Below are 14756 nucleotides of genomic sequence, written 5' to 3' on the forward strand. Positions count from 1 at the left end.
GGATTAATAAAAGGTAATTTTTAATATTCGATTTTTCAAAACAGTTCCCGCAGATTAAGATGATTTACGCAGAGAAAAATGTGCGCTCTTAACGTAATCTGCAGGAAACAGCTTAAATTTCACAACCATTTTCATCACAAATGGCATCATCATTTTTATTTAAAGAAGTTAAAGTTGATTTTGGCTGGTTTGCTTTCCACTCTGTAAAGCTTTGCATTAACGCATCAGTAAAAGCTTGTACAGGTTGTGCTCCAGAAACGCCATACTTTCTATCCATTACAAAATAGGGAACACCTCGAATTCCTAGATTCTGACTTTCGTAAATGTCATAACGAACAGCCTCAGCAAACTGATCTCCGCTTAAAACTTCTTCAGCCTCTACTCGATTTAAACCAATTTCTACAGCAAGATCAATCAAAACATCATTGTCACCAATATTGCGGCTGTTTACGAAATGTGCTTCAAAGAGCTTTTCTTCTGCTAAATCTTGTAAATTATGCTCCGCAGCTAAATGAATTAAACGGTGTGCGTTAAAAGTATTTGCTGGTATGTTGGTGTCGAAATCGATTTTTAAACCAGCATTTGAGGCCATATCTACCACTTGTTGCGTCATTTGTTTGGCTTGTTCAATAGGCATGCCCTTGCTTCGGCTCAGGTAATCGTAAATGGTCTCATTATTGGTATTATGGTAATCGGGATTAAGCTGATAGCTTTTCCAATTTACCTCAATTTCCTCTTTAAAAGGCAGTTTTTCAATTGCTTGTTCAAAATGACGCTTACCAATATAGCAAAACGGACACATTACATCCGACCAGATTTCTACTTTCATGATGTAAAAATAAATCCTAAGCAGCTAAGGATCGTTGTTCTAAAGTAAAAAGATCAAACTATATTAACAGTGAAGATTATATAAAATTTTATATGTTTGAGTTACCAAACAAATATTTCACAATGAAAAAATTAATTTTAATGCTCTTGGTTTCGAGCGCCTGCTTTACCGCGAAGGCTCAATTTTAAGGTTGAAAGCAAGTTTTTGAAAGCCCAAAAACTTAACACAGAAAAGGCTAAACACAAACTGGCGGCCATTTTACCTTTTAGTATAAAAATTTCTTACAAGAAACAACCGAAAGGTTTTAGTGCCGAAGCAAATCGCGATCAGGAATGAAACAATGTACAAATCTATCCAATCCAGCATGTACACATTCTTGTTACGAAAATCAACGAATTCTACGGTTGAATTTCAAGACCCGGATAAAACAAATATTCTCCTGGAAAAAGCAGGTGTTGCAGATAAGCTGGATGAAATTGCTAAAGTTTTAGGTGTTGATGCCTTTTTAAGAGGAAAATTTGAAACAGAACAACCAAAAGTGAAGCATTTGCAGTGTTATTTGTTGGCTTAGGGGGCAAACCCGGAACTATTCTATCTTAAGAAGTACAGTGAAATCAATGAACTTAAACAGGATATAAAAATTTACATCGAATACTATAATAACGATCGAATAAAACTCAATCTAAAAGGAATGAGCCCGATAAAATATCGAGCTCATCCCATTAACAATTAATTTCTAATTTCGTCCAACTTTTGGGGTGCACTTCACCTTGAAGTTGGCGCTCTTTTTTGCCTTATTTATACAATTGGTTAAATATCATTTTAAAAGTTCCGTGGGTTTGCGCCCTAAAAGCAATCTCTGGCCCAAAAGCATATAATTTACCTTTGCCAAAATTTGCTTCGAAAGCAGTTACACCATCTTGCAAATAAGCTTGTCCCCAGGCCCAGCCACTGCGTAAAGGCGCAGCAGATTCAAACCACATTAAAGGTTTAATTTTTCCTGCAGTAATTGCATCGCCGGTTAATTTAAAAACAGGACTGTTATCAAAATAGATATCAGCTTGCTTTTCCATTCCCCAAACGGCGGGTTGTTTGGTATCGACAGCAACATTTAAAACACTACCTGGCACATAATATTTTTCTGCAGGTAACCTTTTTTCCTCTCCGTTTACAATTTCCATCATCGCATTGCGTACAGGAAGTTTTAAGTGATAAGCTAAATTTGTACTGCTACCAATCGTTACAATATTTCCCCCATCTTCTAAAAATTTCTTCAGCTGTGGAATGGATTTATCTGTTGATATTCTACCCAATCGGTTTCTAAACCCTTCGGGAATATCTTCGGCTTTTGGTCCAAAGTTTCTTGAGCCAAAACCACCCGCCTGAACGGCAGGAATGGCGCCGCCAACAAAAATAATCACATCATATTTCGACTTCAAATTCCCGGCATCAATATCTTGAGGATAAATAACTGTGGCGTTATAATGATACTGCTCCATAATAAAACGCATCCAACCAGAAGCCATAGAACCACCATAAGTATCCCAAAGAGCAATTCTTGCGGCAGAAACTTTAGATTTATCTTTAGGAACCGTACCCGTTTTTATTTTAACATTGGCTTTTTCTAGTATTGATTTGCCGGCAGAAGCAACATAAAAATCACCATTTTCATTCGATCGGTAAACTTCTACTTTGTTCTTCAATAAATCGTTAACTGCTGTATAAGAATCGTTCTGTGCGGCACTTAAAACATAATTAGAACCTGCAATTTTATTCTCTGGAACCAATAAGTTTCCATAAGGATTTGTCTCAAACGGTCCGTTGAAATCATCCTGAATGCGGTCGAATTTCACGTCCATTAAATAAGCCAAAGTCCAGCCCGCAGCATCATAAGGAGGAATAGGTGCTCCGCCTTCGTATTTAAAGTCATTCGGGTGATCTTGTGGCTCGAACATATCCAGAACGTGTGGCCGGAATGCTTGATCCGTTTTAACCACATAACTTCCTGCCGGATATTTTTTGTTTGCTACCGTAAACGGAGCGGTAGCCTTATGCACCACTATTCCCGTTCTGATCAATGCATTTAAAAACTTGATGGCAGAATTGAAATCCGGTTGATCTGCCGATAAAATATAACCACGGGGATCTCGATTTACCGGTGCATTCATCACCGTATCAAAATACTTTACGTTCATTGCTCTTCTGGCGCCAAACTCACTATCACCCATATCAGCAGCGCCTGAGCCTCCTTTTTTCGCAGCCGCGTTAATGGCTTCAATTTTCTTTGGAGAGAAAGACCAGGTATCTTTTTTACCTCTATCAATAGAGTTTTTTCCCATTTGATAAATGTTAAACAACAACTCATCAGCATGGCGCTGTGCGTAGTTCAAAACCGCATAATTTAAGGATACAGAGTAATCGATCGAATTTTTGAAATACCATTTGCGTGGGGTAACCGGATTTGGTGAATCGCTATTTGGCAACAACCGCGAGGGTACCAACGGAATTTCTGATGGAGTAGGGCTGCCCACAATTTCCGTAAGTAGACCGATCATGTTATGAAAATAGGTGGTTGTTCTTAATCCGCCATTATACCAGGTAGAAAATACCGAACCCCCTCTTTGGGTATATCCTGGCTTTGCCTCAACATTCAATCTGGTGTGCATCGCGGCACCAACAGCATCTAAACTGGTTAATAGTGTGGGGTCGAAAACATAGTTAAACGGATCGCGATAAGGCGGGCCTGCAACCACCGTTCCTGCCGGACCAGCCTGATGGTGGTTGTACATGATTTGAGGAATCCACTCTACAAAAAGCTGGCGACCCATATTTTGGGTTTCTTTCAGGTTCAACATAAAAAAGTCGCGGTTATTATCATGCCCGGCGTACTTTTCATATAAGGTAGGCCAACCCGAAAGCACTCGTTTTTTAGGGTCTTTTTCTCGCATATACCAATTAGCAACCAGCTCTTGCCCATCGGGATTGGCGTGGGTAAATAAAATAATCACATTATCCAAAATCTTCATTGTTTCCGGATCTGTTTTTGAAGCAAATTCATAGGCAGTCTGAATTAACTGGTGTGCGCCTACGGTTTCATTGGCGTGTAAGCCTCCATCAATCCAAACTACTGCTTTACCTTCTTGCGACAAAGCTTTTGCCTGCGCAGTCGAAAGCTCTGCATGAGCCAATTGTTGCGAAATTTCTTTGTATCTGGCTAATCTTTCAAGGTTGGCAGGCGATGAAACAATTAACATGTATTGCGATCTTCCTTCCTCAGTTTTTCCAATATCTACAAGTTTCACCCGCTTGGATGTTTCTGCAAGCTTTTTGAAATAAGCTTCAGTTTGCGTGTAATTGGCCAGTTGATAATCATCGCCGATAGTGAAGCCAAAATGAGATTTTGGTGTAGGAACATCTTGTGCCAAAGCACTACTACTCAATATCAAAAAGGCAAAACAGAACTTTTTAAAGTAAAATTTAGTCATAGTTAAGGTTGTTTGTTGGATGATCAAATATAATGTAGAAACTTATCGGTTTTTTGCATGCTCTAAATTTGTTACAAGCTAGGCTTTTCGAAGATGCTTAACTAAATTTGCCGATAAAATCATCATCATGACCTTAGAAGAAAGAATTCAGAATTCGACAACCAGTATTTTTAAAGCTGTTTTTCCAAATACAACTAACCATTACGATACTTTATTCGGCGGAACCGCCATGCACATGATGGATGAGGTGGCTTTTATTACGGCTACGCGTTTTAGCAGGCAAATTATGGTAACCGTTAGCACCGATAGAATTGATTTTAAAAAACCCATTCCAGCAGGAACTATTGTGGAACTGATTGGCAAAGTAAGCCATGTGGGCAATACCAGTTTAAAGGTTAATGTGGAAATTTACATCGAGCAAATGTATGCCGAAGGCAGAGCGCTTGCAGTTCATGGCGATTTTACTTTTGTTGCCATCGATGAAAATAAAAAGCCAATCCAAGTGATCAAGTAGTTGTTAGCGTTTATTTCGGGTCAATCATTTTAGCTATGATTTTATGTCACATCAACCTTCTGAAGAGGAATTAAGAAATATCGCCAGGCAATTGCGTCAGCCTGAAGGCGATCACGGTATAAGAACCGGAGAAATGATGAATGTGAGCAATATTGGGATGACTAATTCTGCTATTGAGGCTTTAAATCTATGCGACGAAGAAACCGTACTGGAAATTGGCCATGGAAATGGAGGGCACATCGCAAGTTTACTTAGCAAAGCGCTGGATTTAAAATATGTTGGCGCCGACATTTCAGAAACCATCGTTACTGAAGCGAAGAGAATCAATACTGGTTTTATTGGTCAGGTAGATTTTAAATTAACAGATGGCATTAGTTTGCCCTTTTCAGACGCCCAATTCGACAAAATTTTTTCGGTAAACACTATTTATTTTTGGGGAAATCCTGGCGCTTACCTTTTGGAAATAAAGCGTGTATTAAAACCTGGCGGAAGCTTGGTTTTAAGTTTCGCTGATAAAAGTTTCATGGAAAAACTCCCTTTTACTAAATATGGTTTTACCCTTTACGATTTAGATGCGATTATTGATTTGTTGCAAGAAGCTGGATTTAACGATGGCGAATCGATTAGAAAAACAGAGCAAATAAAAAGTAGTGCGGGGTTTATGGTAGAACGAGATTATTATGTGGTTTCGGCAAGTAGATAGAACACGCTACGACTAACTGAGGAGTAAGTTTTCGTTGAATAAGCAGTATTGTGGTATCGGATAGTTTATTATTGACGACACAACATTAAAAAACAGCACCATTTTGGCGAACTAGCCCCTGGTGAAGCGATACCCTGCAGCAAGGAGGGCACCGACGATGCGAAGCGTATTAGCGAACCCGGGAAGTAGTTAAGTGATGTGTACAACCCTTGCGCTACAAAAAAATTGAATTTATTTAGTCGAATTCGATTTTTCGATCGGATAATTACCGAAAATACCTATGACAAAATTAGATACAGGTAAGCGTACACCACAGGAGCCGCCAGTAACAAACCATCAAAACGATCGAGTAGGCCACCATGGCCAGGCAATAAGCCGCCGCTGTCTTTTGTATCCAAACTACGTTTCAACATCGACTCTACCAAATCGCCCAATGTGCCAAAACAGGCAATAAGCACCGCCATTCCTGCCCAAACCCAGGCTTGGTTTTCCTTAAAAATAAACGATAATCCAAATGAAACTAAAACGCTGGTGAACATCCCTCCAAAAAAGCCTTCCCAACTTTTCTTTGGCGAGTGGCGCTCAAAAAGTTTACGCTTGCCATACTTTACGCCAAAAAGATAAGCGCCCGTATCATTAGCCCACAGCATCAATAAAAAAGCAAGCGGTAAATGGAAGTTATATTCATTCCAATCTCTTAAAAAGCCTAGGGCATGGAAAAAGCAAAATGGAATGGTTACATATACAAAGCCGACAAATGTATAGGAAATATTGGCAAAAGGAATTTTGTTTTTCTTATACAATTCGGTAATAAAAACCGAAAAAATCAAAGGGATACAAAGCAGTAAATATTTAACGTCATACTGCAGGTAATGCAAGCCAGCAGCCATCAAAAAGATAAGTGCCCCGGCTACCAAACCTATGTTACGGTGCGGCCGGATGCCTGAATTTTTGATCAATTTGTAAAACTCAAAAAGCGATAAAATGCTTAATACGAGATAAAATATAGTAAAAGCGTAGCTCCCCAAAAAAATGGAGCCCAGCATCACAATGGTAAAAAAGAAAGCGGTTATTGCCCTGGTTTTCATATTGAAAAAGGTAAGTGGGAAAATGAAGTCTGGAAAATCGAAAACCTATTATTCAATTTCATTTTCAACAATGTATTCTATGGCTTTATCGAAATCTGATTTATTAACCAGAACATTTATTTCGCCAATGTTGTAAGCCGATAATTGCTTATTCATAGTAACCGCAGGAATTCCAGCTTCTGTTAAACCCTGCTTTAAAACCTCTGCAGCAAATGGGTTGCTGGTGGTGTATACTTTAATCCAATTTTCGCTCACGATCTGCGCTATCTTTAAAAAATTTAAACAAAGCTATGGTAATTATTGCACTAATTAAATAGCCATACCATGGAAAACCAATTGGCTCATCTGCTTTATTTAAAGGCATGTTATGTTTCTGCATGTAGAATGCCGCACAAACGGCATAGGCATTATTAATAAAATGAGCAAACATGGCGTACCAAAGGCTTCCGCTGTAAAAATATAAGTAACCAAAACCAGCGCCTAAAAGCATACGTGGTATAAAGCCGTAAAACTGAACGTGGATGGCACTGAATATAATTGCAGTAAGCCAAATGGCTAAATGAGGGCTATTGAAGGCTTTCGTTAGCGACCGTTGCACGCCACCACGAAACATAAGCTCTTCGCCAATTGCTGGTAAAATGGCAATCATAATCAAGTTTATAATAAAATCGAAGTTGCTGCGAACCGTAATGAGCTGAATGGTAATTTTCATTGCCGCGTCCTCCTTTTCTTTCATCCATTGCTCTACGGCCTTTAAATAATCTGGCAATACCATTTTCTGGTTAATCAGTACCGTCCACTCCATAAACGGCATGCTCACGATCATAATCATTAAAACCAGAAAAATTAATAAAGTTTGAGGCTTTTTAAAGCTGTAAAACTGGCTAACTTTTCTGCCTTCAGTAAGCGCCAAGGCGATAGGGGGTAAAATAAATGTGCCTATCGAACTCAGAATTTGAATGATTTTAAATTCGGTAATAAATTTTGGATCGCCTGATAAAAGTAGCTCCAAATTGCTAACCATCCCTAAACCATTAATTATTAAAATAATTACGATAGCCAAAAGACCGAACACAAAACCACCGAGCAAAGCGTAAAATAAAAGTAAAAGTAGTTGTAAGAAAGGATTGATTCCCTCCTTGTTAGGTTTTACAAAAATCATTATTTGTACCTTTGTGTGTTTTTATAAATTGTTTGAAGATAAAGAATGTCTGTAAAGATAGGAAATATAGATTTAGGTGAGTTCCCGTTGTTGCTTGCCCCGATGGAAGATGTGAGCGATCCGCCGTTCCGTTACGTTTGTAAACAGAATGGGGCCGATTTAATGTACACCGAGTTTATTTCATCTGAAGGGTTGATTCGCGACGCAGCGAAAAGTCTTCAAAAGCTAGACATTTTTGAATACGAAAGACCGATAGGCATCCAGATTTTTGGGGGCGATATCGAGCATATGCGTGAAGCATCTGAAATTGCATCTGCTGCCGGACCAGATTTGGTCGATATTAACTACGGCTGCCCGGTGAAAAACGTAGTTTGTAAAGGTGCTGGTTCTAGTTTACTTCGTGATATTGATAAAATGGTAAAAATGACAGAAGCAGTTGTTAAAGCTTCACATTTGCCCGTAACAGTAAAAACCCGATTAGGTTGGGATGATGATAGTAAAAACGTTTATGAAGTAGCAGAAAGACTTCAGGATGTTGGCATTCAAGCCTTAACAATTCACGGCAGAACAAGGGCGCAGTTATACAAGGGTGAAGCTGATTGGAGTTTAATCCGAGAAATTAAGCGCAACCCCCGTATTAAAATCCCCATTTTCGGAAATGGCGACGTCGATAGTCCGGAAAAAGCTGCCAACTGGCGCATGGAATATGAGGTTGATGGCATTATGATTGGAAGGGCGGCAATAGGCTACCCTTGGATTTTTAGAGAGGTGAAGCACTTCTTTAAAACCGGTGAACATTTACCCGGACCAACTATTGAAGAGCGCATAAATGTTTGCCGCACCCATTTGGATAAATCGTTGGAATGGAAGGGACCTAAAACTGGTATTTTCGAAATGCGGAGACATTATGCCAACTACTTTAAAGGCCTACCAGATTTTAAGCCATACAGAATGCGTTTAGTGGCAGAGCCAGATATCAATAACATTTATAGCATTTTGGAAGAAGTGGCAGAAAAATTTGCCAGCTACGATGCTACAAAAGTAATGGCTTGATTTTTGAATTGATTTTTATACATTCGTCACGATCATGGTTACTGCAATTACAGATGGGGTTAAAGTTTCAGTTGAAACTGTTTACCAACCAGAATATTCAAATCCGGTTAATGAGCATTTTATGTTTGCTTATCGCGTAGAGATTTCTAATCTTTCTGATTATGCTGTGCAGTTGATGCGCCGTCAATGGTTTATTTTTGATTCTAACAGTAGCCGCAGAGAAGTTGAAGGCGAAGGTGTTGTAGGTTTACAACCCATTATCCAACCTGGTGAAACACATGTGTATGTTTCTGGCTGTAATCTTAAAACTGACATGGGCAGTATGAGAGGTGCCTATTTAATGAAACGGCTAATGGATGAAGCTGAATTTGAGGTTGATATTCCGCAGTTTCAATTGGTGGCACCATATAAATTGAATTAATCGATTAATTTTTTAGGGTGTCAAGAAGGTAATCATTTTCCCCGCTGATCACGCAAATAAATATCGCAGATTTAGGATGATTTTATTTTTTGATTGATACATAATCTCCATAAAAATATCTTCGATTCTTAGCTGTTTTAATCTGCGGGAGATTAATTTTCGATGTGAATCCTCACAATCATTTTAAAAAAAAGCGGTCAGGAAAATCCTGAACCGCTTTCTTATTGTTCTTCGTAGGTAAGTATTTTAATCTCTGCCTCTTCCAAATAGCATCGATGCGTAGTAAAGCAAGTTTGCCAATGCACCAACCGCAGCTACTACATAGGTCATTGCAGCCCACCAAAGTGCATCTTTAGCCTGGCTATTTTCTTCTTGCGTTTGCATTACGCCCGGGTTATTTTTTAACCAGGCCAAGGCTCTGTTGCTGGCATCAAATTCTACTGGTAAAGTGATGATGCTAAAGATGGTAACCAAAGCTAGACCGACTACACCGATAGCCAAAACAATTGGCGTTACGGCAAATACCAATAACATCACTCCAATAAGCAAAACCCATTGCAACAGATTTGACGAAATGCTCACTACAGGCACCATTGTGCTTCGAAGATTAAGCCATGAGTACGACTTTGCATGTTGTACCGCATGCCCACATTCATGCGCAGCAACTGCCGCTGCCGCTACACTTCTACTGTAATATACATCTGTACTTAAATTTACGGTTCTATCTGTTGGATTGTAATGATCTGTTAATTGTCCTTCTGTGCTCATCACTTTCACATCGTATATTCCGTTATCATGTAGCATTCTTTCTGCTACCTCTTTGCCCGATAAACCTGAGCTGAGTTGCATTTCTGCATATCGAGAAAACTTGTTTCTGAAACGCCACTGTACAAACATGCTCAGCAATAATACCGGGATGATTATTACTAAATAAACTCCCATTTCTTTTCTGTATGTTTTTCAATTTGCAGTATATCAAAAAGCGTTCCCATAATATTTGCAATACATTTTATAGTACATTTATGGTATGGCAGATAACTTTTCTTATTGGGAGCAAAGCAGCTTTTTTAACTATGATGCGATTATAATTGGTAGCGGAATCGTTGGCTTAAATGCAGCCATTCACCTAAAAAAATCATCTCCAGATTTGAATATTGCCGTTTTAGACCGGGGATTTTTACCTTCGGGTGCCAGTACTAAAAATGCTGGTTTTGCATGTTTTGGAAGCGTTTCCGAACTGATTGAACAAGAAAAAACAAGTACCACAGAAGGCCTTCAACATATTATAGAAAAACGCTGGAAGGGATTACTGAAAATGCGTTCGTTATTGGGCGATAATGTAATTGATTACAGGCCCTTGGGCGGCTTCGAATTATTTAAAAGCACTGACTATGAGTTGGTCAATAGCTGTGTATCAAAAATTGAACATTTTAACATTTTGATAGGCGACATTGTAGGAAAGAACGCATTTTCGCTAAGTAATAATAAAATCGATGTATTTGGCCTTGAAGGAATAAGTAACCTCATATCAAACCAATATGAAGCGCAAATTGATACCGGCAAGATGATGGTTGGCTTAATAAAATATGCACAGGCTTTGGGTATTATGATTTTTAATAACTGCAGTGTAAATGCTGTTCAACAAGAAAGCAATGGTAATGTTCTTATTACACCTCATGGTAGTTTCCGTTGTAAAAAGCTGATTGTTGCCACTAATGCATTTATCAAATCATTAATACCAACAGTTAATTTGTTACCCGGACGCGGACAGGTTTTAGTAACTAAACCTATTGCAGGCCTTAAAATAAATGGAACTTTTCATTATGATAAAGGATACTATTATTTCAGAAATATTGGCGATCGTGTTTTGCTGGGTGGTGGAAGAAATATAGACTTCAAGAGGGAAGAAACCACGGCATTTGGCGAAACGAAGGTTGTTCAAAACGCTTTGGAAGAATTGCTAAAAACCGTTATTTTACCCCATCAACATTTTGAAGTCGATTTAAGGTGGAGCGGGATAATGGCTTTTGGCGAACAGCTTGAACCGTTAATTAAACAGGAAACCGAAAATATTTTCTATGCAACAAGGTGTAATGGGATGGGCATCGCCATCGGATCGCAAACCGGAGAAGATGTCGCAGAATTGCTGCTTCAATCTGGGACTTAATTTAAGGAGCTAGTCATTTTTTCTACTCTTTCCGTATAACTGTCATTCGGAACAATCCATCTAAAAACTTCATTTTTCCACTGCTGGAGCTTTTCCTTATTTAAAAGTTTATAATATTTAAAAGCAATATTATAGGCCATATCCGCCTTCGCCGTTTCATCTATACATTCCTTTATCGCATAGTAATACATTTCTTCAGCCTGTTTTAATTCGTTTGCATTGGTTTGTTTAAATACCAAAGATTTATATAATTCACAATTGGTTTGTCTGGCTTCAGACACATCTGCAAGGGCTTCGCCTAGATAAAAACTAGCCAGGAGTTCACGTTTTTTGCCATTATAAGCATAGTAGAATTCTCTATCTAAACCTGGGTACTTTTTATCTTTGCTTTTTACCATTTTTAAAAATTTCAAAGCTTTTTCTGCATTGCCCCACTTGTTGTATGTATGTCCCCACCTAAATAAGCGATCTATATTTTGATCATCGGTTCTATAAAACTTCAACCAATCCGGTACCGGTGTAATTGCCAATTCTTTATATCTATCTTTTGGGATTTCTGCTGCCATCACCTTGTTTGGTGCTATCCTAACCTTAAGCTTATCAACATTTATTTTTATGTAATTTGATGCAGAATTAATGGAAAATGCACCATCCAGATTGAATGTTAATCCAGCTGAATTATCCATATAAACATAACCGTAATAATATTGCAAAGAGTCAATTTGGATAGCGATCCATTTGTCTTCACAATCAACCAAAAACTTATCGAATTTGAGATCAGTTTGAGCCTTCGCTCCAAATGAACAGAGCATAAGGAGGCAAAATAATAGTTTCATAATAGGAATTTCGTGTGCTATTTAAAGATAACAGTTTTATTGCCACTTACAAAAACACGATCTTCAAAAATCAACTCAAGGGATTCCAATAGCACCTTTTTCTCTATTTCTTTTCCGGCCCGTACTATTTCTTTTACACCAAAGTTATGGTCGATATGGGTAGTGTGCTGCGTAATAATTGGTCCTTCGTCAAGGTTATCAGTTACGAAATGAGCGGTTGCACCAATAATTTTCACGCCTCGCTCAAAGGCTTGCCGATAGGGATTCGCACCAATAAAAGCGGGTAAAAATGAATGATGTATGTTAATCACTCTGCCGGCATAGTCCTTAACAAAATCGGCAGAAAGAATTCGCATAAATTTGGCTAAAACCAGATAATCTAAATCAAACCGATTTAAAACCTCTTTTATTTCTGCTTCAAATTGTGCCTTCTCCTTTCCAACATGATCAACAAAGAAATATGGAATACCTAGTTTTTCACTAAAATCGCGAAGCGATTCATAGTTGCCAATGACACATTTAACATTAGCTCCCAGTGTTTTAAACTGATTTTTGATCAGGATTTCGGCCAGACAATGGTATTCCTTTGTCACCAAAACAGCAATCTGCTTTTCTTGCTGAGCAATCACATTTACTTCGGCATCGTTGGGCAACGTTTCCAATAGTTTTTGCTCCAGTTGATTCTTGTTATCGATGTTTCCGGTACATGCTATTCGGGTAAAAAAAGCTTTATTGCCTTCATCCACAAATTCCCTCATCGCAACAATATTGAGCTGTTGACTGGCTAAAACACGAGTAATATTGGTAACTAAACCAACTTGATCGGGGCAGGAGATGAGAATTGTTAATTCGTTCATTGAATGTATATAAAGTTCAATGATAAGAAATTTGATTTGCAGATGGGTAGAATAAATTGCAATTGCAGCTATCTTTAATAAAAAGGTGAACCGCAGATTCACAAATTAGATAGTTTACTAATTCTTTCTACACTGTCTGGCCAAAAATTTAGCAGGTACAAAAAGCAAACTATTTTGGTAAATCTCTTTTTAATGCCGATTTTTACTAAAATTTTTATCATGATGGAATACGCTGCAATTGGCCTTCTCGTTATTATTTTACTGGTTTTGGTATTACTTTTCTTTAAAAAACCGCAACAATCTGTTGCACTAATTTCGATAGAAGATTTTGAGAAAACCAAAGGGGAAAACGATTCACTAAAAATTGCACTGGCAAGAGTTGAGGAAAGGGTTGCTAACTTATCTACGGAAAAAGAGCACATCACGATATTGCTGCAACAAGAGCAACAACGTTTAATAGACGAGCTTCAGGCTGAACGCGATCGCCTGGCTGATGCCAATCGTGAATTGGAAAGTACACGCTCGTTTTATCTTGCAGAAAAAGAAAAATTAGCCGAACAGAAATTAAGCTACGAACAATCTCAGGAAAAATTAAATAAAGATTTTGAATTGATTGCAAATAAAATTTTGGAGGAAAAATCTACTCGGTTTGTAGAACAGAACAGAACAAACCTCGATTTGATTTTAAATCCGTTAAAAGAGAATATCAAGGCTTTTGAGGATAAAGTAGAAAAGGTTTACAAGGCAGAATCTGATGAACGGAATATTTTGAAAGGGGTAATTTCTGAATTACAGATCCAAAGTAAAATGATTCAGGAAGATGCTAACAACCTTACAAAAGCGCTAAAAGGCGACAGTAAAAAACAAGGAAATTGGGGAGAAGTTATTTTAGAAAAAGTTTTAGAGCGTTCTGGTTTGGTTCGAGATCAGGAATATCGCATTCAGGCCTCGCTAGTATCCGCCGAAGGCGGTCGATTTCAGCCAGATGTGGTAATTGATTTACCAGACGATAAACATCTTGTGGTCGACGCTAAGGTAAGTTTAGTAGCTTATGAGCGCTCCGTGTCAGCAGAAACAGAAGAAGAACGTGAGGGCTATGTAAAAGCTCATCTGGCCTCCATAAAAAATCATATTCAAGAATTATCTGCAAAAAACTATCAGGATTTATATAAAATCAATTCTCCAGACTTCGTTTTATTGTTTGTGCCGATAGAATCATCATTTAGTATTGCTGTCCAAAAAGATGCAGAGCTGTTTAACTTTGCCTGGGATAGGCGAGTGGTTATCGTAAGTCCATCAACTTTATTGGCCACTTTGCGCACCATTGCCAGCATGTGGAAACAGGAAAGGCAAAATAGAAATGTGTTTGAAATCGCTGAGCAAGCAGGCTTTCTTTATGAAAAATTTGTTGGCTTTCTTAAGGATATGGAAGATATCGGAAGGCATATCGGATCGACACAAAAGGCTTATGATGGCGCTTTCAATAAACTAAAAGAGGGTTCGGGAAATATGATTTCTAAAATTGAAAACCTTAAAAAATTAGGTGCCAAGGTGAAAAATAACAAACAGATTGATAAGAAGTATTTGGACGGAGAGTAGGTTTATCGGTGGTGTGATACTAGCCGATAGGATAATATTCCA

16 protein-coding genes are annotated in these 14756 nt (G+C 38.3%); 8 read left to right on the forward strand and 8 right to left on the reverse strand.

Translation table 11 applies throughout. The features are described from left to right. Positions 1-112: 112 nt before the first annotated feature. Positions 113-829, reverse strand: a complete 717-nt coding sequence (locus OQZ33_RS00970; RefSeq protein WP_265797181.1) for a DsbA family oxidoreductase — start codon at positions 827-829, stop codon at positions 113-115. A 340-nt stretch (positions 830-1169) separates the two neighbouring features. Between OQZ33_RS00970 and OQZ33_RS00975 the strand changes: the two genes are divergently transcribed. Next, a complete protein-coding gene (locus OQZ33_RS00975; protein ID WP_265797182.1) occupies positions 1170-1400 on the forward strand; it encodes a hypothetical protein in 231 nt (76 codons plus the stop codon). Positions 1401-1469: 69 nt separating this feature from the next. Next, positions 1470-1562: an IS3 family transposase gene (locus OQZ33_RS00980; protein ID WP_416338737.1), complete on the forward strand. Its 93-nt coding sequence runs from the start codon at positions 1470-1472 to the stop codon at positions 1560-1562. 61 nt (positions 1563-1623) lie between these two features. Here OQZ33_RS00980 and OQZ33_RS00985 read toward each other — a convergent pair whose 3' ends face one another. Further along, complete coding sequence (locus OQZ33_RS00985; RefSeq protein WP_265797183.1) at positions 1624-4314, reverse strand: M14 metallopeptidase family protein; 2691 nt, start codon at positions 4312-4314, stop codon at positions 1624-1626. A 127-nt stretch (positions 4315-4441) separates the two neighbouring features. Here OQZ33_RS00985 and OQZ33_RS00990 point away from each other — a divergent pair, with 127 nt between their 5' ends. Beyond that, the gene (locus tag OQZ33_RS00990; RefSeq protein ID WP_265797184.1) at positions 4442-4828 is read left to right on the forward strand and encodes an acyl-CoA thioesterase; all 387 of its coding nucleotides are present in this window, start codon (positions 4442-4444) and stop codon (positions 4826-4828) included. Positions 4829-4871: 43 nt separating this feature from the next. After that, positions 4872-5531, forward strand: coding sequence for a class I SAM-dependent methyltransferase (locus OQZ33_RS00995; protein ID WP_265797185.1), 660 nt, complete (start codon positions 4872-4874; stop codon positions 5529-5531). A 278-nt stretch (positions 5532-5809) separates the two neighbouring features. On the opposite strand, the gene OQZ33_RS01000 is transcribed toward OQZ33_RS00995, so the two are convergent. The 3 genes from OQZ33_RS01000 to OQZ33_RS01010 are packed head-to-tail and all read right to left on the reverse strand — an operon-like array spanning position 5810 to position 7781. Then, positions 5810-6619: a phosphatidate cytidylyltransferase gene (locus OQZ33_RS01000; RefSeq protein ID WP_265797186.1), complete on the reverse strand. Its 810-nt coding sequence runs from the start codon at positions 6617-6619 to the stop codon at positions 5810-5812. Between the two features lie 48 nt (positions 6620-6667). Continuing rightward, complete coding sequence (locus OQZ33_RS01005; RefSeq protein WP_056850599.1) at positions 6668-6874, reverse strand: DUF2007 domain-containing protein; 207 nt, start codon at positions 6872-6874, stop codon at positions 6668-6670. Further along, positions 6855-7781, reverse strand: a complete 927-nt coding sequence (locus tag OQZ33_RS01010; protein WP_265797187.1) for a CPBP family intramembrane glutamic endopeptidase — start codon at positions 7779-7781, stop codon at positions 6855-6857. The genes OQZ33_RS01005 and OQZ33_RS01010 overlap by 20 nt, the downstream gene beginning before the upstream one ends. 45 nt (positions 7782-7826) lie before the next feature. Here OQZ33_RS01010 and dusB point away from each other — a divergent pair, with 45 nt between their 5' ends. Continuing rightward, positions 7827-8834: a tRNA dihydrouridine synthase DusB gene (dusB, locus tag OQZ33_RS01015; RefSeq protein WP_265797188.1), complete on the forward strand. Its 1008-nt coding sequence runs from the start codon at positions 7827-7829 to the stop codon at positions 8832-8834. Between the two features lie 34 nt (positions 8835-8868). Then, complete coding sequence (gene apaG, locus OQZ33_RS01020; RefSeq protein WP_056850602.1) at positions 8869-9255, forward strand: Co2+/Mg2+ efflux protein ApaG; 387 nt, start codon at positions 8869-8871, stop codon at positions 9253-9255. A gap of 246 nt (positions 9256-9501) precedes the next feature. Here the strand turns inward: apaG and OQZ33_RS01025 are convergent, their stop codons facing one another. After that, on the reverse strand, positions 9502-10197 hold the full coding sequence (locus OQZ33_RS01025; protein ID WP_056850603.1) for a zinc metallopeptidase: 696 nt from the start codon (positions 10195-10197) through the stop codon (positions 9502-9504). An 85-nt stretch (positions 10198-10282) separates the two neighbouring features. Here OQZ33_RS01025 and OQZ33_RS01030 point away from each other — a divergent pair, with 85 nt between their 5' ends. Then, positions 10283-11422, forward strand: a complete 1140-nt coding sequence (locus OQZ33_RS01030; RefSeq protein WP_265797189.1) for an NAD(P)/FAD-dependent oxidoreductase — start codon at positions 10283-10285, stop codon at positions 11420-11422. On the opposite strand, the gene OQZ33_RS01035 is transcribed toward OQZ33_RS01030, so the two are convergent. Together OQZ33_RS01035 and purU are read right to left on the reverse strand one after the other, a co-directional pair. Beyond that, on the reverse strand, positions 11419-12258 hold the full coding sequence (locus tag OQZ33_RS01035; protein ID WP_265797190.1) for a hypothetical protein: 840 nt from the start codon (positions 12256-12258) through the stop codon (positions 11419-11421). The two genes, OQZ33_RS01030 and OQZ33_RS01035, sit on opposite strands and share 4 nt — an antisense overlap. 17 nt (positions 12259-12275) lie before the next feature. Beyond that, complete coding sequence (gene purU, locus OQZ33_RS01040) at positions 12276-13115, reverse strand: formyltetrahydrofolate deformylase (protein ID WP_265797191.1); 840 nt, start codon at positions 13113-13115, stop codon at positions 12276-12278. Between the two features lie 222 nt (positions 13116-13337). On the opposite strand from purU, the gene OQZ33_RS01045 reads away from it, so the two are divergent. After that, positions 13338-14714, forward strand: coding sequence for a DNA recombination protein RmuC (locus tag OQZ33_RS01045; protein ID WP_265797563.1), 1377 nt, complete (start codon positions 13338-13340; stop codon positions 14712-14714). Positions 14715-14756 lie beyond the last annotated feature (42 nt).

Source organism: Pedobacter sp. MC2016-05 (assembly GCF_026239735.1).
Taxonomy (GTDB): Bacteria; Bacteroidota; Bacteroidia; order Sphingobacteriales; family Sphingobacteriaceae; genus Pedobacter.

What these genes read in the sequence shown, in the direction of transcription:
- OQZ33_RS01010 (WP_265797187.1), bottom strand. Translation starts at nt 7,781, where the DNA reads ATGATTTTTGTAAAACCTAACAAGGAGGGAATCAATCCTTTCTTACAA.
- OQZ33_RS00995 (WP_265797185.1), top strand. Translation starts at nt 4,872, where the DNA reads ATGTCACATCAACCTTCTGAAGAGGAATTAAGAAATATCGCCAGGCAA.
- apaG (WP_056850602.1), top strand. Translation starts at nt 8,869, where the DNA reads ATGGTTACTGCAATTACAGATGGGGTTAAAGTTTCAGTTGAAACTGTT.
- OQZ33_RS01025 (WP_056850603.1), bottom strand. Translation starts at nt 10,197, where the DNA reads ATGGGAGTTTATTTAGTAATAATCATCCCGGTATTATTGCTGAGCATG.
- OQZ33_RS01045 (WP_265797563.1), top strand. Translation starts at nt 13,338, where the DNA reads ATGGAATACGCTGCAATTGGCCTTCTCGTTATTATTTTACTGGTTTTG.
- dusB (WP_265797188.1), top strand. Translation starts at nt 7,827, where the DNA reads ATGTCTGTAAAGATAGGAAATATAGATTTAGGTGAGTTCCCGTTGTTG.
- OQZ33_RS01035 (WP_265797190.1), bottom strand. Translation starts at nt 12,258, where the DNA reads ATGAAACTATTATTTTGCCTCCTTATGCTCTGTTCATTTGGAGCGAAG.
- OQZ33_RS00970 (WP_265797181.1), bottom strand. Translation starts at nt 829, where the DNA reads ATGAAAGTAGAAATCTGGTCGGATGTAATGTGTCCGTTTTGCTATATT.
- OQZ33_RS01000 (WP_265797186.1), bottom strand. Translation starts at nt 6,619, where the DNA reads ATGAAAACCAGGGCAATAACCGCTTTCTTTTTTACCATTGTGATGCTG.
- OQZ33_RS00975 (WP_265797182.1), top strand. Translation starts at nt 1,170, where the DNA reads ATGTACAAATCTATCCAATCCAGCATGTACACATTCTTGTTACGAAAA.
- OQZ33_RS00990 (WP_265797184.1), top strand. Translation starts at nt 4,442, where the DNA reads ATGACCTTAGAAGAAAGAATTCAGAATTCGACAACCAGTATTTTTAAA.
- OQZ33_RS00985 (WP_265797183.1), bottom strand. Translation starts at nt 4,314, where the DNA reads ATGACTAAATTTTACTTTAAAAAGTTCTGTTTTGCCTTTTTGATATTG.
- purU (WP_265797191.1), bottom strand. Translation starts at nt 13,115, where the DNA reads ATGAACGAATTAACAATTCTCATCTCCTGCCCCGATCAAGTTGGTTTA.
- OQZ33_RS01030 (WP_265797189.1), top strand. Translation starts at nt 10,283, where the DNA reads ATGGCAGATAACTTTTCTTATTGGGAGCAAAGCAGCTTTTTTAACTAT.